Source organism: Bradyrhizobium valentinum, from assembly GCF_001440405.1.
GTDB lineage: Bacteria > Pseudomonadota > Alphaproteobacteria > Rhizobiales > Xanthobacteraceae > Bradyrhizobium > Bradyrhizobium valentinum.
Genome location: NZ_LLXX01000101.1, coordinates 18470 through 38528 on the forward strand (window position 1 = coordinate 18470; position 20059 = coordinate 38528).

Sequence of the window (20059 nt, forward strand, 5' to 3'; positions counted from 1 at the left end):
CTGCCGCACTGTCGTCGAGAACGCCATTTGAAAACGCCGCCACTCGATCCACGCATCGCTGACGTAGCGCCAGCCGGACCAGCCCTCACTGAATATGATGAGGAGCACATCATCACGTACATGCGCGTGCTTGATGCTGCTCAACAAGGCGCCGACTGGCGTGATGTCTCTCGGATCGTGCTGGGCATCGACCCAGACAACGAGGCCGACCGGGCGCGGATAGCGTTCGAAAGCCATCTCTCGCGTGCCAGATGGATGACCGAGCAAGGTTATCGCCATCTGTTGCGAGGTGGTGCCTGATCATCGCGGTGCCCCTCAAGTTTTCAGTGCGCTCTCGCTCCGTCGAACCATTCACTAACTAGAAACCATAGAAAATGATCTGAAGATCTTAACGAAACATTCGCCTGCCACGGCGCCGGCACGGGCCCCGACCTGCGACGGACAATTCAGAGGCCCAGCATTTTCTTCAATGTTGCCGATCCGATGTCGCCAATAATCTTGATTGCGACGTCATAGGTCGATTTCCCTACCTTCGACAGCATGGATTTGAGACGTTCCGCGGCGGCTGGGGTGGATGTCGTTTCATCCATTACGTTCTTAATAACTGCAGGCACTGTAGCCTTCTCGTCTTCACCCAGCGGCGCGTCCAGCAACAGCTTTATCAGCCTCTTCATCTCGGCCTCACGGTGAAGGCTCTGTTTCGTATCAGGCGGAGCGTCGTGAAACCTCATTACTGAGACAGCCAAGCGGAACAGCTCTGCGAATGCTTCGGGATCATGTGGCGGCGATTGCTTCACAGCTAAACATGCGCGTCGGAGAGCATCAATTTCGGCTCCGTAGGCAATGGGGTAATTTGGTGCAGAGTAGTAGTGCACAAATTTTCCTAGTTCGTCTGCGGCTCTTGTTGTCGCTTCAACAAAATCGAAGCATGCATCGCTAAGGGACATACTGTTGCCTCTGGGTCTGGCTCGGAAAACATACGCGAATAAAATTTGCTTGGCGGCTCTCGGCTTCGGAAATGGAATTCAGGTATCCAACATGTCCCAATCTTCACCGAGCACCCACCTAAGCGCTGACAGTTTGCCGTTGATCAGGCCCCAGTCAAAATCATCCCACGGCCCCAATTCTCCGGGGCCGTACTTAGTTTCCATCTTTCTAGCCGAGCGTTCGGCCCCTTCCCAAATGCTGCGATGTATTCGCAGTCCGAAGGGGTCCCTTCCGCGCTCCTCATGGTTCTCTATGAGCACCGCTTCGCCGCCCTGAAGTTTCTCGTTCCAGACCTGATGTCGATTGTACCAAACCTGATCAAGCAATTTGCTGACTGCTTCCGTTATTTCGATGAACCGGCGTGGAGGAAAATCCAACGTGTGTTCGACCATGATGTCTTGAAATTCGATAGGACGATAAGCGTTCAGCGCGTTCCCCAGCTTGGTGAAGTATCTCGACCTGCTCTTAGGAAAGAATTTAGCGATGTCCGGGTGCGGCTGCTGCTCGTTGACGCCGACGTTGCTGAAGTCCTTGATGTTGTGACTTACAAACGCATAGTGGCCAACTGCCCGCCGCTGAACCTCTCCATATGCTTCAATCAGGGTTGCATCGCCCATGCTGTTGCGCTGTCGATGAAATGGGGCCTTATTCTGCAACGCGCGTTCTGCCGCTGCGAGTTTCATGGAAGGCGTGATGCTCACGATCTCGGCTGAGCCAGAGATCAATCTCTCAATTCGTTCAACCGCCTTGGTTGCGGCATCACGATAGTTTACAGATTTCTGATCGATCTCTGTGAGCTGTCGGATAGCGACTTGTTTGTCGCCATCGTCGCCGTACCGGGCGAGCATTTCCTTGGCGCGCCGCAACGTACCTGCAATGCTTCGTCCGCTTTCCTCGATCACCCGCTCTTTGTTTCGGCTTAGTTCATCCACGACAATTTTCGGAACGACGAGGCTCACAAAATTCATGCGCACCAAGTCCTCTAGTGCGCTCAAAAGCGGCTCTTGGCTGTAGTCTTTCGCTAGATCCAGCCAAACGCAGGTGTCCACCACCAAAAAAACTGGCTTCCGCTGTCGTGCCATGTGTCCTCAGCCTGAGCAGATCGCGAGCATCTTTTGATAGAAAGAACATCGTTTGAGGCGAGGAAGTACCTCAAGTTGACGATTATCTGTGGATAGTCCGCTAGGTAAGCTGCGGCATTCATTCCGCCGCAAGGGCCACAAACGGACAACGATCAAGGGCATTCCGGTGCAGCGCTGAATTCACCGCTCACTATGATGCGTTGATGAAGGCAACGAGTGAAGATGCTGAGCCAATCGATCGTGACGCGCCGGGCTCCGTTGATGCCGTGATCAAGGCCTATCTCAGAGACGAGATGTTTACGGAGCATTTGGCCAAGGCGACGCAGGACATGCGCGCGGCGATCCTGAAGCGATTCCAGAACACCACAACACCGAACGGCCGCCGCTTCGGTGATAACCAGATTGCGACGCTGCAAGCCAAAGAGGGCAGGGAGCGGCTTGCGGACGAACTCGCCAAGCAATCGACGCCTGCCGCTCAGAAGAATTCGCAAAGCCGCGCTGACGATGCTGGCGCATGATGGTGCTACGGGTCCGGAACTGCTGGCCGTCAGCGGCCATAGCTCGTTGGCACAGGTTGAGCCCTACATTCAGGAAGCCAACCAAGCCCGATTGGCAGACGCGGCCATGGCGAAGAGCGCGGCGGGCCGGAAGAAGAAGCGGGCGAAAGTCACGAAACGTTCTCATCCGGTGACACTAACGTGATTGCCATGCAGTGACTAACTATATTGTTTTCACTGAAGAACTCGGCGGCGTTGGCGATCCCAGCGGATTCGAACCTGCAACCCGCGGAGTAGAAGTCCGCTACTCCTTACTTCGGAATTCGGACGCGGATGATCGAAGGGGTGCGCCGACTGCTAATCTAAGACAGATTCGATCGACGCATGCGCATCAATTTAAGTTTAATCTTATGGGGAGCCGGTACGGATGGTTGCAATGCTAGCGACCGTTAACAGACGAGTTCACAGCTAAGCCGAGTAGCTGGAGAGCGGCTATGAGATCGGCAAACATTGGATGGGAATGCGTCACGCGCGATGCTGACAATTTGTTCAGCGCATCAATGCTGGCGATGAGCTCCGCATTGAGCGCTTCCCGACGCAGCCGATCCATCTCTCCTGCTCCGATGCGCCGCGCGTCGCCGTACCAGATATCCCTCGTTCGCGTAAACGGTAAATCAAGACGGCAAGAAGCCCGTCGGATAGCTGCTTTGACGCCATCTCCGGCTGGGCGCGGTTCAGCGCATCGGCGCACAAGCGACTGAGCTTCGATGATGGAGGCAGCAGAAGAGCACTTATATAATCTTGGACCAGTCATGGTTCGATTAACTGCGTAACACGGCAGGTCACTGCGAGTACTTAAGTCCGTGTCGAAGCTACAGCTGGTCAGCTGTCGTCGTTTGACTCAGTCCGCGACGTCTTGTTATGCTCCTCGCGCATCGAAGCGAAGAGGTCCTCGGTCGTCATAGCAATCCAATCGCCCGAAGCAACCGGGCTCTCAGCAGCCTGTTGCGTCATGAAGCCGCAAAGCCGCCGATCTCGAATTGCGGCGAGTATCTTTTCCAGATATTCCGCAGCATCGACGGCTAGAAATGTTTCTTGGAGTTCTGTGAAATCGAAGGGCGGCGGATCCTCGGCATTGGGATTGGGCTTAGCTTGAAACTGTAAGGTTACCGACACCACCATAAAGTCATCCGGGTGAGGGCTCGACTTTTTGCTTTTCCTTGGCATTTCAAGGGATATCCACTCTTTATCGCATTGTAGTTTGCCTAGCATGCGGGTAGTTATTCCGCCGCTACGGGCGATGGTGCGTCACCGTCGATTCTGACGAAGGGCCGCGGGAAGCCGTACAGTCAACGAGGTTCGGCTTCCTTGGCGCTAAGCAATTGATACGAAAAGTATCGCATCCCGGGGGATAGGTGTCAATACTAAAAGTATCAGTTCGTCAAATAAAGGCGGCGAGGGCGCTGCTGGGCTGGGCGCAAGATGATCTTGCCGCTCGCTCCGGCCTCTCAGCGCCAACCATCAAGAGACTCGAAGCTGCCGACGGAGAGCTTGGCGGCCGTGCGGAAACCCGAGAAGCTGTTCTATCTGCCCTTCGAGAAGGCGGGATTGAATTCATACCTGAGAATGGTGGAGGGATCGGAGTTCGGCTCGCGAAGCGGCAACGTCGATCCAAATAACGTCTCTTCGCGATAGGGGCAGTCGTGGTGGGCCCGCCAATTCATCTAGGCGTCGGAGCTGTTCGGACATCCGCAGAACGTCATCCAAATCGACCTGGTCTTGACGGTTGTGGTGGCAGGACCCGAGATTAGCAGATCTCGGGCCGAAGCGCTCGCCGCCATGCCTGCTTTCCGTCTGCTCGGCGGTTGCCGCTGCGCCTCGCCATGCGGTGACTCGGCACCCAATCAAGAGTCGAGAAGCGTCGTCAACGGGATGACCACCGGCATGCGGAGCGAGAGCACCCCAAAGAGGGCCAAATGGTAACGAGTACCTAGCTTCTCACGTGACGGGCCCCGCTTTGCAGTGGTCCTCCGGCTTCTAAACCGGAGAGGAAGGGCGGAGCTATGAATCAATCTGAGAACAGGAGTAAGGAAAGTCCTCAATGAAGATCAAATCGAGCGGCTTCAAACAGCGGTTTTCCCAGCAACCGAAATGAGGAGAGATTGATGGTTAAGCTCCTAACTGCAGAAGACCTACGTGCTTTTTTCAGAGGATTCGCTGCTGCAATCGAATTGGATCAAATCCGCGTCGACACCTTGCCGGCGCACAGATTTCATCACGAGTATAGCGACAGCGTGTGGCGGAGCTGGCGTAATACTCATCTCAGGTACCTCAATCAGCTCCTATTGACCCTAGACATGATCCCGCCAGCTGAACTGGAAAAGCTGACGTGGATCGCAACTAACCACGAACCTGCATTCCTTGGTGAAGCAACACTGAACGTTTTCGCCGAGGCCGCAACCTCCAGTGCCGAGATGAACGATCTTGCAACGGCCAAGCTATTTTTCGACCGATTTATCGAAGTTGTCATGCGCAGCTCTAATCCCAAATTGGTTGATGGGGATGCCGCAGCGTTGATGATGCGGTGGCTGCCTGTCACCGATCCGCTCCGCATTGCCCAAGACCCCGAATGCGGCTACCGCATACCGTTAGGTTGTGTAAATTAGGTTCTGACCTCGTAATGTGCAGCATGGCGGAAGACTGCAATCGGTGCTTTCAGGTCTAGGCTCCGCGTGGTCTCTAGGCGGGTTGGCACGGCACCAAGGCTACATTTGGAAGAACGACGATGAGTCTTCATACCCGAGGGGCGCCGCGATCGGGTCCGGGTTGAAGGATCTCGAAAAGCGCGGAATGCAGATGGATATGATGGCGCTCAACCCGATCACAGGCACGCCTGATCAGTATATTCCGCAGAACGAGCAACGTCCTCGAGTAGGCCGTCCGTTTCATGGGCCACCGGCGAGCGCTTCGCTTGTATCTACTCGCCCGCGGATGGGGCGACGAGGAAACACTATGCGGGTAACGGAGTGACACCGGCGGACGAACTAGAGGGTGATCTGAGGCCTGATCGACAGCCCCGCTGCCCTTCGAGATTGAGGCCACTCACATCAAGGAGCGCTGCAGGCGCGGTCCGAAGATCTTGGCAGGGCGAATGACCAACGAACACGCTTTTCTGAAATCCTGCCGTTTCAGGTGCCAAATGGTGTTGACCCAATCGGCTGTCCAGCCTTCCGGAACCTCTGAAAGAACTAACGAATCGCCACCGCACCCGGAGATCTCGACCATGACCGACATCATGACGGACACTCTGAAATAGAGGTCGTCGTGGTCGTCAGTCATGGTCGGTTTTCTCCTTCTGGAAATGGCCGGGACCCGCCCGGCGCGGTTGTCAAAACGGTAACGGCTCCTCATCGGGGTCCATCGGGGGTGGCGTCCAGCCGCGCGGCCTTAGGCTCGGTGGCCGTGGAACGTCCGCGACCGCTTCGGTAATCCGGCTGAGCACCGGGATCGCCGTGGTGAGGTCTTCGAGGGCCGTCTCAAGCCGGATCAGTTCGCTGGCGTGGCGGCCGGCGACGTCCAGCATGTCGGCGATCGAGACCGGCCTGCCGTGCTCCGGCTTCAAGGTCGTCACCACGTCGTCGACCGCGGCGGCTATTGCCGCCGTGGGGAACCAGCGCCGCGTGCGCTCGTGCGTTTCGGTTGGACGCCGTGGCGAGTGGCCCAGCTTCGACGATAGCATCTGGACGTACGTGGGCGTCGCCGTGACGTTCCAGGCGTCGAGCATGGTGTAGACCAGCGCGCACCGAACTTCGATCGACGGTTCCGTCTCGATATCGGTGCGCACGACCTGACGCGCGGCTTCAACATCGGTCAGAGTCGGTAGGCGCTGGATGTAATACTCGGCCTTGTCGGCGTAGCGCCAAAGCTTCACCGGATCATCGTCGGCATCCCAGAGGGGCCGGAGGGTGCCGATGCGGTTCGTGCGAACGAGGTCCCTGAGCTCGTCGCCGTCCACCTGATCGAAGGCGGCCGAAAGGGAAGCTGCCACTCGATACGGCTCCATCGCGGCCATCAGGCCGCGGGGACCCGCAAGTTCGAGATTCGATGAATTAACGATCATCGGCAGATTACTCATAGTTTGCCTCCGAACGTGGCATTGCCCTGCGCTCGGTACCTCTCCAGCACGCCGGGATGGACGGGCTGCCGGCGAGCCGGAGCGAGCCGAGCCTTGATCGGGATCAGCTCGATCACCTCCGGCTGCTTTGGCATCACGATCTTGGTTTCGGGGAGTAGTTCTGCCTCCACGAGCTCGAGCATCACGATCGCCTCGTTCGGGACGGGCGGCCGTCGCGCTTGAGGCGCGCGGCGGACGTCGAGCGGAGCTGGAAGGAGGATGGGGGTCTGGGGCAGCGTCACGCTTAAATCCGTAACGCTACCTATATCTATTATGTCGCGTGACGGATTTTTCCGTGACGCGCGGCGACGTCGCTGGCGCTCGGCGTTTTGTTCCCGAATGCGAGCTGCCATCTCTTCCGGCGACAGTTCAAGCGCAGGGCGGCCGCGCTTGCGGCCGGTGCTCCGAGCCGCCCGGCACTTACGGGCTCGTGCAGCGCCCTTCGCTCGCTTCAGCTTGATCCGCTGCTCAAAATGCGGATCATCGTCGGCGCCGAAGAACCAGAGTTGAAGAGCTTCGCGGTCGCGCACGGTGATCTCGAGTACCATAGCGGATTGGTCGCTGGTCCAGCGCTTGTTTGATGCAGCGGCCGCGGCCACGATGTCGTCTAGCTCGGCATCGGTCAGCCGTGATGCCCAGCGCCGACACCATCTGCGGACGGAGCGCCTCGGGTTTGCCGGCCCGGCCAGCCAGGCGTGGTCGGCACCCCACTGAAGGATTCGCCGACCCCTCTCGTTGTCCGGGAGGACGTCCCATCGGCGATGGGCGAACCACATTTTGGCGTTGGAGAGTCGCCCGCGGGCGACGAGAACGTCGGTCTCGCTGCAACCACGACTGTTGCGCGGCGAGTCGGGTGCCTGTATATTCTGGAGCATCATGTTCACGGTTCCGTCGTGAATGTGTGTTGGTGGCGAGTCGGGTTGGCGCCCGGCTCAATGGATTAAGCAGCCCGCAGGATCGCAGCCTGCGGGCTTTTCCCTTTTAGGGCAGCCCGGTTTCCAAGTTTTCTATCTGTGCGACCTCTTCTGTGGTTTCACAAAGTTCGTCCACGCTTCCATCACGACGCGGCGGCGGTTGATCATGTCGGAGGTCCAATAGGACCGTTCGGCCTCATCGCCGACGCGATGGGCAAGACAGAACTCAAGCACCTCGCGCCGGAAGTTGTGTTCCGAGTCGTCCGCACCCCAGTTCCGGAAGCTGGTCCTCATCCCGTGCATGGTCGCAGCGAAGCCGGCACGCTTGATGCAGTTGGTGAGCGCGTTTGGGAAGAACGGTTGGTGCTCGACGGTGTGGTCAGACGGGAAGACGTACCGGCCGAGCCGCGGCATGGACTGGATAATCGCTATCGCCTGATCGGTCAGCGGCACGAGGTGATCTCTCGGCTTCTGCTCGCCGTCCTCCTTGATTTTCATTTTCTCGCCGGGGATCAGCCAGGTCTGCTTTTTGAAGTTGATCTCGGTCCACTCCATCAAGCGGATTTCCTGACTGCGCGTCACCGTCAGGATGCCGACTTCGACGCAGCGCGCGACGCGGCCGGGGTCGTCGTAGAGTGCAGCCATCAGGGACGGCGCCTTCGCGTAAGGCACCGATGCGTGGCCGCGCTTCTTGTTCAGCTTGCGAGCAGGGGGGAACATGAATTTGAGATTGCCCCGCCACGCCGCTGGATTGTCTCCGGACCGCAGCCTTTCGACCTTAGCTGCGTCGAGCAGCCGCTCGATGCGCCCGCGCGTGCGGTTCGCCGTGATCGGCTTTTCGTGCCAGATCTTCTTCAACGCCTCGATAATGTGGGGCGTGTCGATCTCGTGAAGTGTGAGCTTGTGCAGGTTGGGCACATCGCGCAGCGAGCGCTGCCAGGCCTTCTCCTCATCCGGGTGCTTGCCCGCGCACCAAGCCTTGTATTTGCTATTCCAGTAGTCCGCGAAAGTCGTTCCGGTGGTGTCATCGATCCTCTTCTTGTGGCGAGGATCGATGCCGTCTTTCTTGAGTGCAAGGCGGTAGGCGCGCGCCTGGTCGCGCGCCTCGCTCAGCGAGAGCTGACCCTCCTTGTCGCCGACCGCGGCGAACTCCATGAGGGCGCGCTTGCCGTCCTTGCCCATGAAGCGGAAAGCCCAGAATCTGGCACCGTTGTCTCGAACAATGACATAGAGGCCACCCCCATCTGCATGGGCGCCGGGTTGCAGAATCTTAATTTGGGAAGCGTTGAGCCTCACGATACCATCTCCCCCATGCGAGCCGGGTGAGTTCCCCGGGAGGACTGTGAGGTTATTGCCGTCACGGATCATTTCCAAGGCCCTAGGCCAAGTGTTTACCAGTTTTTTACCACTGTACGGCCGAGGACGGACGAGAGCATGCGATAGCTGACGATGAGATACGCATCTAATGTACTGAAAAGTAAGATGTTCTATGATAGTGGGCGATATCGGACGAAAGCGTGCGATAGGTCTCAGAGGGATACATGATCCGTGACGGCCTTCGGTAAGCTGATCCGCACCACGGCGTTCCGGCTGACGCTGGTCTATCTGTTTTTGTTCGCGCTGTTCGCCGCGTCGCTGCTCGGCTATTTCGCCTGGAATACGCGACGGATGATCAACGAGCAGATCACCGCGACGGTGAACGCCGAGACCGGCGAGATCGTCGACATCTATACGCGCCGCGGCTTGCGCATACTCGTCCCCACGATTGAGAACCGGGCGCTGCGGCCGGGCGCCAATCTCTATCTCGTCACCACGCCTGAGGGGAAAGCGATCGGCGGCAATGTCGGTGCGCTGGCGCCGGGCGTGATGGCCTCGACCGGCTGGTCGGAAACCCGCTATCGCCGGCTCGACGAGCAGGACACGGCGGAGCATCGCGCACTAGTGCGCGTCACCGAGCTCACCAACGGTTTCCGTCTTCTGGTCGGCCGCGACCTGGAGGAGCGGCGGCGTCTGTTCGGCATCGTCGCCAAAGCCGCGCAATGGTCGCTGCTTGTCGTCATCGTGCTCGGCATCTGCGGCGGCATCTTCGTGGCGCGGCGGGTGCTGCAGCGGATCGACGCCATGACCGGCACCACACGGCGCATCATGGCCGGCGACCTTTCCGGGCGCCTGCCGGTCGGGCGCAGCGGTGACGAGCTCGATCGCCTCGCGGAAAACCTCAACGCCATGCTGGAGCGCATCGAGACGCTGATGATGGGGCTGAAGGAAGTCTCCGACAACATCGCCCATGATTTGAAGACGCCGCTGACGCGCATGCGCAACCGAGCCGAGGAGGCGCTGGCGAGTTCCGGCAGCGAGGCCGAATACCGCGCGGCGCTGGAGCGGACCATCGAGGAATCCGATGGCCTGATCCGCACCTTCAACGCGCTCTTGATGATCGCGCGCGCCGAGTCCGGGCAGGCGCGCGGCAACATGGATGATTTCGACGCGGCCGACGTCGCCAAGGGCATCCACGAATTGTACGAGCCGTTGGCCGAAGACGACGGCATGACCCTGCGCGTCAGGACCGCGAACGCGCGGCTGCACGGCAACCGTGAGCTGATCAGCCAGGCGCTCGCCAACCTGGTCGAGAACGCCATCAAATACGGCAAGCCGTCGCCTGTGGTGCAGCCGCTGGATCCTGCCGCGGCTGCGCGCACCAGGGAGGTTCTGATCGAGGCGCGGCGCGAGGGCGACCGCGTGCTGCTCAGCGTCACCGATCACGGGCCCGGCATTCCCGAGGGGGATCGCAAGCACGCGGTGGAGCGGTTCGTACGGCTCGAGGCGAGCCGGACGCTGCCGGGTTCCGGCCTCGGCCTCAGCCTGGCCAACGCCGTTGCCACGCTCCATGGCGGCGAACTCAGGCTCGGCGATTCGCATCCCGGCCTGACCGCGACGCTGGTGATCCCGGCGCTATCCGCCGCGGGTGACAGGCTTGCGGCCCAAACGCCGGATGTGCCACAGAAGGTGGCATGAATGCCTCCGCCTTGGCCGCGCGGTTCGTGAGCGGGCCGCATCTCACCGCCAGTAGCAACGCCGAACAACGCCTGGGACACTGGCTCGCCGAACTGCAGCCGGAGCAGGCGGCTGAGATCGGCGCGTGGCTGGATCGGCCGCCGGTCCGGGCCATCCTGCTCGGCATCGTCGAGTTCTCGCCATACCTGTTCGACCTGATCCGCGCCGATGCCGCGCGGCTGCTCCGCCTGTTGGCATGCGACCCGGAACAGCATCTCGCCGCGCTGATCGAGAAAACCTCGCGTGACGTGCTCACAGCCGCCGGCGAGGCCGACGTCATGCATCTGCTTCGCCGCATGAAGTCGGAGGCCGCGTTGTTGATCGCGTTGTGCGACATCGGCGGGGTCTGGCCGGTGATGAGGGTAACGGCGGAGCTGACCGGTCTTGCAACCGTTTCCGTGCAGACGGCGCTGCGCTTCCTGCTCCGTCAGGAGGTCGCGCGCGGCCGCATGACCGCCTTCAATCACGACCGGCCGGAGGAGGGCTCTGGCCTGATCGTGCTCGCCATGGGCAAGATGGGTGCCGGCGAACTGAACTATTCCAGCGACATCGATCTGATCGTGTTTTTCGATCCCGCCGCGACGTCGCTGGCAGCAGACATCGAGCCGGCGCCGTTCTTCGTGCGCGTGACGCAGGCGCTTGCCCGTCTGCTGCAGCAGCGCTCCGGCGACGGCTACGTGTTCCGCGTCGATCTGCGCCTGCGGCCCGATCCCGCCTCGACGCAGGTCGCGATTTCGACCGAGGCGGCGCTGCATTATTACGAGCGGGAGGGGCGGACCTGGGAACGCGCCGCGATGATCAAGGCGCGCGTTTGCGCCGGCGATGCCAGGGCCGGCGAGGCGCTGATCGCAGAGCTTTCGCCGTTCGTCTGGCGCAAGCATCTGGACTTTGCCGCACTCGCCGACGTTCACGACATGAAGCGGCAGATGCAGACCTATCGCGGCCAGAGCGAGATTTCGGTCGAAGGTCACAACGTCAAGGTCGGCCGCGGCGGCATCCGCGAGATCGAGTTTTTCGCGCAGACGCAACAGCTCATTGCCGGCGGCCGCCATCCGGAATTGCGGGTGCGCCCCACGCTGCATGCGTTGCAGGTCTTGGCCACCAGTAACTGGATCACCTTTCAAGCCTGTGACGAATTGACTGATGCCTACGAGTTCCTGCGCCGCGTCGAGCACCGGCTGCAGATGATCTGCGACGAGCAGACCCATGCACTGCCCGAAGATGCCGAGGCCGTGGAGCGTTTTGCAAACTTCTTCGGCTATGAGAGCCGGGCCGCCTTTGCGAAAGATCTGCTCGGCCATCTCAACATCGTGCAGGGGCATTACGGCAAGCTGTTCGAGGGCGATCCGACCGGCACGGTGAAGCTACCGCAGCTCAACTACGCCGCAGGCCCTGAGGATGCGCGGCTGCTCGATCACCTGACGACGCTCGGTTTCAAGAAGCCGGTCGCGGTGGCCGGGACGTTGCAGCTCTGGATGCAGGGCAACTATCGCGCGCTCCGCAATGAAGCGACCAAGGCCGCCTTCATCGAATTCGTGCCCGGCCTGATCGACGGCCTCGCGCATGCCGAAGACCCCGACGACGCTGTGACCGCGTTCGATCGCTTTCTCGGCGCCTTGCAGCGCGGCGGCCGGCTGATTTCGCTGTTGAGTCAGAACCGCGACCTGGTCGCGCTGGTGGCCTTGATCCTCGGCGCAGCGCCGCGGCTCGGCGACATGCTGGCGCGCCAGCCGCAGATCATGGACGGCTTGATCGATCCCCGTTTCTTCGGCGCGATGCCGGACCAGAAGGAATTGTCGGCGCGGCTGGCGACGACACTGAAGGACGCGGATTCCTACGAAGACTTCCTCGATCGCCTGCGGCTGTTCGGCCAGGAGAGCCTGTTCCTGATCGGCACGCGCATCCTGTCCGGCACGGTTTCCGCCCAACAGGCCAGCGTTGCCTTTGCCGACGTCGCAGAGGGCATCGTGCACACCGTGCACGGTCTGGTCAGGGATCAGTTCGCCACCCAGTACGGCCGCATCAAGGGGCAGGAGACTGCGATCCTCGCGATGGGCCGGCTCGGCAGCCGCGAGATGACGGCGTCCTCCGACCTCGACCTGATCCTGCTGTATGATTTCGACCCGGACAATCCTGATTCAGATGGCGAGCGATCGCTGCATGGCGCGCAGTATTTTGCGCGGCTGACTCAGCGGCTGATTTCGGCGTTCACCACGCGGACCAATTACGGCGTGCTCTATGAAGTCGACATGCGGCTGCGTCCGTCGGGCCGCGCGGGACCGCTGGCGTCGCGGATCGATTCGTTTGCCGACTATCAGGAACGCGAGGCCTGGACCTGGGAGCACATGGCGCTGACCCGGGCGCGGGTGATTTCGGCTTCTCCGGCGTTCCGCCAGAAGATCGAAGCCATCATCCGCAGCGCGCTGACCCGGCCGCGCGACGCTTCCGGCACGGCGGGAGATGTCGCCGACATGCGCCGCGCGATTGCGCAGGAAAAAGGTGAGGACGACATCTGGGATCTCAAGCTCGCCGCCGGTGGGCTCGTCGATATCGATTTCATCGCGCAGTATCTGCAGCTCGTTCACGCCTCGGAAAAACCCGAAATCCTCAGCGTCTCCACGCTGCAGGTGCTCGACAACGCGGCGCGCCTCGGCGTGCTGCCGCAATCCGACGCCGAGATATTGCGCTCGGCGGCGCGGCTCTATCACGACCTGACGCAGATCCTCAGGCTTTGCGTCACCGGCAAGTTTAATCCGGAGACCTCGGGCGAGGACCTGTTGCGCGTGATGGCGCGCGCCGGCGACACGCCTGATTTCTCGACGCTGGAAGCGCGAGTACGTGAAACCCAGGCCGAGGTGAGACGGGTGTTCCAGGCGCTGGTGGGCTGAGGATACCGCCCCGCCCGTGGCAGCATCAGTCGAATCGCGCCGTTGCAGTCTTGCCGTCGGGCGCTGTGAGCTGAACCGCACCCTTGGGCCTGGCCGGTAGGGCCATTATCGCTGTTCCGCTCAGGTTGTTCTTTTCCGAAGGCGCGAGCGTGATGCGTTCGGCCTTTCCCCCAAGATTGAAAATGGCAACGCCTTTGAAACCCTTCGGGTCAACCGGCTTGTCGTTTTCGCCTATGAGGAAGATTTCAATCGTCTTGTCCTTTGCGACGAGTTCCACATGATATGGACCGGCTTCGGCGAGGCGTCCGCCATGGGATGCTTTCGGCTCGTGTGCGTAGGCTGGCAGGCCGGCCAGCAGGGCAATGCCAAGAGTGAGATATCTGAACTTCATGCGCGATCTCCTTTCAAGACGTGAGCGTTCAATAGGAATGTGAAGCGGCATGCTTCCCGAGAGACTCGTCGGACTGCCGTTGCATGAGCCGCATCAGCGGCTTTCTGCCGAACATGAGAAACAGCACGGGCGTAATCAGCGCATCGAGCAAGGTCGCGCTGACAAGCCCGCCAAAGATCGTCACCGCGACGGGATGCAGGATTTCCTTGCCGGGCTCGTCCGCCGCGACAAGCAGCGGCAGCAGCGCAAGCCCCGCGCACAGCGCGGTCATCAGCACCGGCGTCATGCGCTCGAGGCTTCCGCGGATCACAAGCTCCGGCCCGAACGGGAGTCCCTCCTGCAAAGCAAGGTTGATGTAGTGGCTTATCTTAAGAATGCCGTTGCGTGTCGCGATCCCCGCCAGCGTGATGAATCCAACCATGCTGGCGACAGATAGCGGCTGGTCGGCCAGCGCCAGCGCCGCGACCGAACCGACCAGCGCGAGCGGCACCCCGCCCATGATGATCAAGGCCAGCACGGTGGAGCGGTAGCGGCTGTAGAGGATCGCAAAGATCAGCGCGAGCGAAACGGCCGAGAGGATACCGATTTTGCGGCTGGCCTCCTCCTGGGCCTGGAATGTGCCTTCAAGGTTCGTGGTGACGCCCTGCGGCAGGCTCGCCGTCTGCAACTCGACGCGAATACGACGCACGATCTCGGCCATGTCGGTCTTGCCGTCCGAGTTGGCGAGTATGACGATGCGTCTGCGGCCGTTCTCTCTGAGAATTTGATTTGGCCCATCGGTCTCCTTCACGTCCGCGATCTGGCGCGCCGGTATCCACCCCGATGGGGTCTTGATCAACAGGTCGCCGAGCTTCTCTGTGGTGCGCAGCCGGTCGGGTAGCCGCATGACGACGTCGTAGCGCTTATAGCCATCAACCACGCGCGAGATGACGCGTCCGCTCGACAGGCGCGATAACTGCTCGGTCACGGCGCCCGGCTGCACGCCGTACAGAGCGGCCCGCGTGTAATCGACACGAATTTCGAGTTGCGGGATACGAACCTGCTTTTCGACCTGCAGGTCCTGGATGCCTTCGATCTTCGCAAGCCGCAGACGGAGTTCTTCCGCGCTGTTTCGTAGCGTGTCGAGGTCGTCGCCGAAAAGCTTCAGGGCGAGTTCGGCGCGGACACCCGAGAGCAGATGGTCGAGCCTGTGCGATATCGGCTGCCCGACATTGACCGAGAGCGGCAGCACCGAAAGCCGGGAGCGTATGTCCGCGACGATCTCGGGCTTCGACCGCTGCGAGGGCTTGAGATCGACTTCGAGATCGGATGAATGGACGCCTTCCGCGTGCTCGTCAAGTTCTGCGCGCCCTGTGCGCCTCCCGACGCTGATCACCTCCGGCACGTCGAGCAGAAGGCGTTCAGCGATCGACCCGACACGGGTCGATTCGGAAAGTGAAACGCCGGGGTTGAACGCAATATTGATTGTGAATGTGCCTTCGTTGAAGGCTGGAAGGAACGCACGCTTCAAGCTGAGTGCGCCGGCGCCGGAGCCCAGCACCGCCAGCGCCGTGACGCCGAGCAGCAATCCCCTGTGAGCGAAAGCAAACCCGAGCGCCGCATGGTTCGCAGACTTGAGCTTGCGGACGAGCCAGCTCTCCCGTTGCGCGAGGCGCTTCATCCCCGGCAGCAGGTAATAGGCCATCACGGGCGTGAGGGTGATCGACACCAGCAGGCTCGCGAGGATCGAGATGATGTAGGCGTGGCCGAGCGGCGCGAACAGCCGCCCCTCGATGCCCGAAAGCGCAAACAGCGGCACGAACACGAGGACGATGATCATTGTGGCGTAGACTATGCCCGATCGCACTTCGTTGGATGCCGAAACCACCACGTCGAACACGGAGCGGGGATTGCCTTGCTCTCGGTTCTCGCGCAGCCGGCGGAAGATGTTCTCGACATCGACAACGGCATCATCGACCAGTTCGCCGATGGCGATCGCAATGCCGCCCAGGGTCATGGTATTGATCGACAGGCCAAGCAGCTTGAAGATGATGGCCGTGGTCAGGATCGAGACCGGAATAGCCGTTAGCGAAATGGCCGTCGTGCGCCAGTTGAGAAGAAACGCGAACAGGATGACGGCTACGACAAGGGCGGCTTCGAGCAACACCCGCTCGACGTTCTGAATCGAGTTTTCGATGAAACTCGCCTGTCTGAATATGATTTCGTTGGCTTTTACGCCGGACGGCAGGCTGGGCTCCAGCTCCGCCAGCACCTGCGTGATCTGTTGCGTCAGCCGCACCGTATCGACATTGGGCTGCTTCTCGACCGAGACGACCACGGCAGGCTTGCTCATATAGCCCGCATCGCCGCGCTTGACCTTTGGCGCAAAGTCGACGTTCGCTACCTGCCGCAGCAGGATAGGGCGCCCTTCGGTGGTGGTAACGACGATGTTGCGCAGGTCTTCCAGGCTCGTGGTGCGCCCGATATTGCGGATCAGATATTCGCGGGCGTTCTGGTCGGTGAATCCGCCGCCGGTATTGGTGCCGAACTGCCGGAGCGCTAACTCGACCTGCTCATAGCTCACGCCGAGCGCGCGCAACGCGGAAGGCAGCGGCGCAATCCGGTACTGACGGACCTCGCCGCCGATCGGGATCACCTGCGCAACGCCGGGGATCGCGAGCAGCCGGGGCCTGATCGTGAAATCGGCGATCTCGCGCACCTCCATCGGCGATGCCGTCTTCGACGTCACCGCGATCAGGAGAATCTGACCCATGATCGAACTGATGGGGCCGATTTGCGGAGTGACATTCAGGGGGAGCTGGCCCTGCACTTGCGCGAGACGCTCCGCGACCAGTTGACGGTTACGGAAGATATCGGTTCCCCACTCGAACTCCACGTAGACGATCGAAAGCCCGATGCCCGAGACCGATCGTACCCGGCTGACGCCCGGCACGCCGTTCATCTGAGTCTCGATCGGGAAGCTGACGAGCTGTTCGACCTCCGGAGGGGCGTACCCTTCCGATTCCGTCATGATGGTAACGGTCGGACGGTTGAGGTCCGGGAACACATCGACGGGCAATTGCCGCGCGGTATAGGCACCCAGAAGAATAAGGACGCCCGCCATCGCAAGAACAAAAAGGCGATTGCGGAGCGAGGCGCTGACCAGGAATGTGAACATGCGCGTGCCTCCTCAGCGGACGTGATCGAGAAGGTCCGCGCCTTGCGACACGATCCGCTTGCCTGGTGAGAAACCGGACACAATCAGCACACGATCGCCGTCGAGAGGCTCCGTGCGCACGCTCCTTGCCATGAACCGCTCGGGGGCGACGTGCTCGTACACAAAATCCTGGCCGTTCGACCCGCGCACGACGCTGCCTCGCGGTACCGCAAGGCCTTCCTTCGTCTCGTCGGTGGTGACCAGCACGGTCAGGAACTGGCCGGCCCTCAGCCCCGCCGTTTCGCCCGTCACGGCAAAATGCACCGGCACCGACTGGCTGCGATCGGCGAAGCCGGTGCCCTGATAGACAAGGTCGTAATTCCTGCCCGTATATGTCGACGCGCGCGCGCCGCGGGACGGTTCGAGGCTCTCGAAGCTCAGCGCCTCGACCCACAGCCGCGAGGGATCGATGATGTTGAAGACGACAGAGCTCGGCTGGACGATTTGGCCTGCCACGGCTGTGCCTTCCGCGATGACGCCCGCAACCGGGGCGATCAGCGGTTCGGGTTCGCGCCGCGATTTTTCAATCGATGCGCGCCGCTCGCGAAGCCCTTCCAGCTCCAACCGTGTATCTTCGAGTTGGGTTCGGGATATGGCGCCCGATGGCGCGAGTTGCTCGTAACGCGCGAACCTGCGTTCCACAATCGAGATTTGCTGATCGAGCTCGCCCTGGCGCTGCCGCATGTCGGAAACATCGATCGCCTGAATGGGAGGCGTGACATAGCCCAGGATGTCGCCTTGTTTCACCCGTGTGCCGAGCCGGGGAAAACCCGCCGCCGGCGCGGAAAGCCGGCCGCCCACGGCTGACTGCACATACCCGCTGGCGTTGGGATCGGGAATGATTCTGCCTGGAAGTTCGGTGACCTTTCTGTGCTTTGCCTGTTCGGCGACCAGCGTCCGCAGCGCAAATATCCGCTGCACCGTCTTGGGCACGAACACCGCTCCATCCGGCAGGCGCTGGGCGCGTTCCCCTGAACCGACGCTGATCGCGACCTGCGCCTTGTCTTCCTCATGGCCGTGGCCTTCATGCGCATTCGTCCCGCGGACGCCCGCGAACGCGGCGAGGATGACGACAATGGCCGCCGCTCGTCGCCCGCGGAGCGCGAGGGCCGTTAGCAGCGCCCCCGCCAGCAGGCCGCCCAGCGCGAGAAGAACCGAATTCCTGCCGATGCGTTCACCATGAGCCGCGTCCCCTTGTACCTCGCTTTGCGCCGGCTCACGCGCAGTCTGAATCGTCATCGGCAAGATGTCGGTGGCGTCTCCCGCTGTAACGGTGAAAATGAGGTCGGTACGTCCGTTTTTTGCCAGCCACGGCGCCGGCAGCCGGTATGTGCCGTCGGTATTCTCGGTAGCCCTTACGGAGCCGCCCGGCGTTTCAACTTCAAGTACGGCGCCGGTCACCGGCTCGTTCGTGGCGAACCGGTCGAGATGGATCTCAAGGTGGTCTCCGCGGGCGACGGCAACGATTTCGAACGCGTCGGAATCGGCCTCGCCGCGTGGCAACGCGCCTGCCGAGACGGCAGGTTGTTCGCCGTGGTCATGACCCTCGTGGGCGGAAGCGGGAGCAATCGCAGCGCAAAGAGCTGCGATTGCCGCGAGAGCGCACAGGGCGCGCCCGAAATGGGAAAGCATACCAAAAATCCTTCAGTCTGAATGACCGTCAGTTGCGGGCCGTAGCGCCGGCCGCGCACATTCACTGATCGCTGCGTTCAGATGAAGTATTTGGGAGGGCGCCTGAGGGACTCAGGCGCGCGATCTGGCCTTATCTGGGACGGGACAAACGCAACACGCGTTGCCGATCGGGACAACGGGACAAGTTGCACGAAAGTCGGCAACCCGGCCGCACAGCAAGCGGCGCATGTGAACGTGCAGCAGGCGCCGACGCAATTGCGGTCCGAAGAGACGGGCGTCTCGGTTTGTCCCCGCTGAGCCTGTTGCAAGACTGCGGGCGTCGCCGACCGATCGGATTGATCAAAGGTAGCTTGACCATGGCCGCCGTGGACGTGAGCGGCAGCATGATGCTCATGGCCGGCATGGGCTTGGGCAACGGAAGGCGCGAGTGAAAGCACGATCAGGACGATCGCGGCTCCCAGAGCACACATAATTCGTTGCTTCAGCATGACCGTCCGATTGTAGCACAAGTGCTGCACTAGATATCGCCCGGGAACCGCGAATTCAAGACCGGAACGCGGCGGTGCCGGCATGGTTATCGCCGCGTTATTGCGGCAGATGCCCGCCCTCGCGCTTGCTCCTCGATCTCTCTTGCCAAAGGCCATCAAAGCCTTGTCTGGCCGTCTCGCCGATGATGTGTGTCCCGAGACCCCATCCCCCTTTTTGGCTTTCATGTCCCGGTGGCCGGGAGCTTCGGAACTCCGGCGGCCGCCCGGAATTATCGCGGGATCAGGAGGCTGGGATGCATACGCAGATCAACATCTTCGACAAGCCCATCGAGCGCATCAGGAAAACGTGCCAGCTCATGGGCCTCGATGCCGACTTCGACCGCAAGCTGCCGGAACTGGAAACCTATCTGGAAGAGCTCGTGGCCAACGGGGAAACCAGCGAGGAACGGCTGACCCTGAGCGGCCTGACCTTCGTCAAGCAGGGGCGATAGGGGATTGTGTGAAGGCGCGGCTACTACGGCGTCAGGAAATTTCATCCGGAAGCTTCCAGTCCGGATCCGGCGCGCAACGTTCTTCCCTGATTTCCTTGACGTGATAGTGGGCGGGCAGAACCTGTCCGCCTGCTTCGTCGGCAACGGGAATATCGGAAATCAGCCGGGAGTCGAGAGCTTGCTTCCAGACATCCGCCTCAGTCGGCAGGCCAGGGCCGATCTGCCTGTCGCGATTGAAAAGCGCGTAGGGCACGAACCCCTCCCA

General features: G+C 61.1%; 19 protein-coding genes. 7 read left to right on the forward strand and 12 right to left on the reverse strand.

Translation table 11 applies throughout. The features are described from left to right. The first annotated feature begins 27 nt into the window (after positions 1-27). Complete coding sequence (locus CP49_RS15145; RefSeq protein ID WP_057851027.1) at positions 28-300, forward strand: DNA -binding domain-containing protein; 273 nt, start codon at positions 28-30, stop codon at positions 298-300. A gap of 146 nt (positions 301-446) precedes the next feature. Here CP49_RS15145 and CP49_RS15150 read toward each other — a convergent pair whose 3' ends face one another. Both CP49_RS15150 and CP49_RS15155 read right to left on the reverse strand, forming a co-directional pair. Next, positions 447-947 (reverse strand): DUF2321 domain-containing protein, encoded by a 501-nt coding sequence (locus tag CP49_RS15150; protein ID WP_156438437.1) that lies wholly within the window; start codon positions 945-947, stop codon positions 447-449. 78 nt (positions 948-1025) lie between these two features. After that, the gene (locus tag CP49_RS15155; protein ID WP_057851029.1) at positions 1026-2069 is read right to left on the reverse strand and encodes a PIN domain-containing protein; all 1044 of its coding nucleotides are present in this window, start codon (positions 2067-2069) and stop codon (positions 1026-1028) included. A gap of 203 nt (positions 2070-2272) precedes the next feature. On the opposite strand from CP49_RS15155, the gene CP49_RS15160 reads away from it, so the two are divergent. Then, positions 2273-2587, forward strand: a complete 315-nt coding sequence (locus tag CP49_RS15160; RefSeq protein WP_057851030.1) for a hypothetical protein — start codon at positions 2273-2275, stop codon at positions 2585-2587. A 418-nt stretch (positions 2588-3005) separates the two neighbouring features. On the opposite strand, the gene CP49_RS44655 is transcribed toward CP49_RS15160, so the two are convergent. Further along, positions 3006-3176, reverse strand: a complete 171-nt coding sequence (locus CP49_RS44655; RefSeq protein ID WP_156438439.1) for a hypothetical protein — start codon at positions 3174-3176, stop codon at positions 3006-3008. A 272-nt stretch (positions 3177-3448) separates the two neighbouring features. After that, positions 3449-3793 carry a hypothetical protein gene (locus CP49_RS15170; protein WP_057851032.1) on the reverse strand — a complete coding sequence of 115 codons (345 nt, stop codon included), beginning with the start codon at positions 3791-3793 and terminating at the stop codon, positions 3449-3451. A gap of 188 nt (positions 3794-3981) precedes the next feature. Between CP49_RS15170 and CP49_RS42815 the strand changes: the two genes are divergently transcribed. Together CP49_RS42815 and CP49_RS15175 are read left to right on the forward strand one after the other, a co-directional pair. After that, a complete protein-coding gene (locus CP49_RS42815) occupies positions 3982-4245 on the forward strand; it encodes a helix-turn-helix domain-containing protein (protein ID WP_082646032.1) in 264 nt (87 codons plus the stop codon). Between the two features lie 486 nt (positions 4246-4731). Then, the gene (locus CP49_RS15175) at positions 4732-5232 is read left to right on the forward strand and encodes a hypothetical protein (RefSeq protein ID WP_057851033.1); all 501 of its coding nucleotides are present in this window, start codon (positions 4732-4734) and stop codon (positions 5230-5232) included. 436 nt (positions 5233-5668) lie between these two features. On the opposite strand, the gene CP49_RS15180 is transcribed toward CP49_RS15175, so the two are convergent. The 4 genes from CP49_RS15180 to CP49_RS15195 form a co-directional block, all read right to left on the reverse strand. Next, on the reverse strand, positions 5669-5905 hold the full coding sequence (locus tag CP49_RS15180) for a hypothetical protein (protein WP_057851034.1): 237 nt from the start codon (positions 5903-5905) through the stop codon (positions 5669-5671). 49 nt (positions 5906-5954) lie between these two features. After that, complete coding sequence (locus CP49_RS15185; RefSeq protein WP_057851035.1) at positions 5955-6701, reverse strand: hypothetical protein; 747 nt, start codon at positions 6699-6701, stop codon at positions 5955-5957. After that, on the reverse strand, positions 6698-7339 hold the full coding sequence (locus CP49_RS15190; RefSeq protein ID WP_156438443.1) for a hypothetical protein: 642 nt from the start codon (positions 7337-7339) through the stop codon (positions 6698-6700). The genes CP49_RS15185 and CP49_RS15190 overlap by 4 nt, the downstream gene beginning before the upstream one ends. A gap of 408 nt (positions 7340-7747) precedes the next feature. Continuing rightward, the gene (locus tag CP49_RS15195; protein WP_082646033.1) at positions 7748-9022 is read right to left on the reverse strand and encodes a tyrosine-type recombinase/integrase; all 1275 of its coding nucleotides are present in this window, start codon (positions 9020-9022) and stop codon (positions 7748-7750) included. A 180-nt stretch (positions 9023-9202) separates the two neighbouring features. Between CP49_RS15195 and CP49_RS15200 the strand changes: the two genes are divergently transcribed. After that, a complete protein-coding gene (locus CP49_RS15200) occupies positions 9203-10669 on the forward strand; it encodes a sensor histidine kinase (protein WP_057851038.1) in 1467 nt (488 codons plus the stop codon). Then, positions 10666-13596 carry a bifunctional [glutamine synthetase] adenylyltransferase/[glutamine synthetase]-adenylyl-L-tyrosine phosphorylase gene (locus CP49_RS15205; protein ID WP_057851039.1) on the forward strand — a complete coding sequence of 977 codons (2931 nt, stop codon included), beginning with the start codon at positions 10666-10668 and terminating at the stop codon, positions 13594-13596. The genes CP49_RS15200 and CP49_RS15205 overlap by 4 nt, the downstream gene beginning before the upstream one ends. Before the next feature lie 25 nt (positions 13597-13621). Here CP49_RS15205 and CP49_RS15210 read toward each other — a convergent pair whose 3' ends face one another. Genes CP49_RS15210 through CP49_RS15220 form a run of 3 tightly spaced genes read right to left on the reverse strand, consistent with a single transcriptional unit; the run spans position 13622 to position 18815 of the window. Beyond that, on the reverse strand, positions 13622-14038 hold the full coding sequence (locus tag CP49_RS15210) for a hypothetical protein (RefSeq protein ID WP_338060357.1): 417 nt from the start codon (positions 14036-14038) through the stop codon (positions 13622-13624). Then, on the reverse strand, positions 14016-17144 hold the full coding sequence (locus CP49_RS15215; RefSeq protein WP_057851041.1) for an efflux RND transporter permease subunit: 3129 nt from the start codon (positions 17142-17144) through the stop codon (positions 14016-14018). Before CP49_RS15215 ends, CP49_RS15210 begins: the two co-directional genes overlap by 23 nt. A gap of 12 nt (positions 17145-17156) precedes the next feature. Further along, positions 17157-18815, reverse strand: a complete 1659-nt coding sequence (locus CP49_RS15220; protein ID WP_057851042.1) for an efflux RND transporter periplasmic adaptor subunit — start codon at positions 18813-18815, stop codon at positions 17157-17159. Positions 18816-19596: 781 nt separating this feature from the next. Here CP49_RS15220 and CP49_RS15225 point away from each other — a divergent pair. After that, the gene (locus CP49_RS15225; protein ID WP_057851043.1) at positions 19597-19794 is read left to right on the forward strand and encodes a hypothetical protein; all 198 of its coding nucleotides are present in this window, start codon (positions 19597-19599) and stop codon (positions 19792-19794) included. Positions 19795-19825: 31 nt separating this feature from the next. Here CP49_RS15225 and CP49_RS15230 read toward each other — a convergent pair whose 3' ends face one another. Continuing rightward, positions 19826-20047 (reverse strand): hypothetical protein, encoded by a 222-nt coding sequence (locus CP49_RS15230; protein WP_245310696.1) that lies wholly within the window; start codon positions 20045-20047, stop codon positions 19826-19828. Positions 20048-20059 lie beyond the last annotated feature (12 nt).

Coding starts and splice junctions, on each gene's coding strand:
- CP49_RS15155 (WP_057851029.1), bottom strand. CDS start 2,069: ATGGCACGACAGCGGAAGCCAGTTTTTTTGGTGGTGGACACCTGCGTT.
- CP49_RS15175 (WP_057851033.1), top strand. CDS start 4,732: ATGGTTAAGCTCCTAACTGCAGAAGACCTACGTGCTTTTTTCAGAGGA.
- CP49_RS15225 (WP_057851043.1), top strand. CDS start 19,597: ATGCATACGCAGATCAACATCTTCGACAAGCCCATCGAGCGCATCAGG.
- CP49_RS15195 (WP_082646033.1), bottom strand. CDS start 9,022: ATGATCCGTGACGGCAATAACCTCACAGTCCTCCCGGGGAACTCACCC.
- CP49_RS15170 (WP_057851032.1), bottom strand. CDS start 3,793: ATGCCAAGGAAAAGCAAAAAGTCGAGCCCTCACCCGGATGACTTTATG.
- CP49_RS15180 (WP_057851034.1), bottom strand. CDS start 5,905: ATGACTGACGACCACGACGACCTCTATTTCAGAGTGTCCGTCATGATG.
- CP49_RS15210 (WP_338060357.1), bottom strand. CDS start 14,038: ATGCCGCTTCACATTCCTATTGAACGCTCACGTCTTGAAAGGAGATCG.
- CP49_RS15185 (WP_057851035.1), bottom strand. CDS start 6,701: ATGAGTAATCTGCCGATGATCGTTAATTCATCGAATCTCGAACTTGCG.
- CP49_RS15160 (WP_057851030.1), top strand. CDS start 2,273: ATGAAGGCAACGAGTGAAGATGCTGAGCCAATCGATCGTGACGCGCCG.
- CP49_RS15205 (WP_057851039.1), top strand. CDS start 10,666: ATGAATGCCTCCGCCTTGGCCGCGCGGTTCGTGAGCGGGCCGCATCTC.
- CP49_RS15215 (WP_057851041.1), bottom strand. CDS start 17,144: ATGTTCACATTCCTGGTCAGCGCCTCGCTCCGCAATCGCCTTTTTGTT.
- CP49_RS15150 (WP_156438437.1), bottom strand. CDS start 947: ATGTCCCTTAGCGATGCATGCTTCGATTTTGTTGAAGCGACAACAAGA.
- CP49_RS44655 (WP_156438439.1), bottom strand. CDS start 3,176: ATGGATCGGCTGCGTCGGGAAGCGCTCAATGCGGAGCTCATCGCCAGC.
- CP49_RS15220 (WP_057851042.1), bottom strand. CDS start 18,815: ATGCTTTCCCATTTCGGGCGCGCCCTGTGCGCTCTCGCGGCAATCGCA.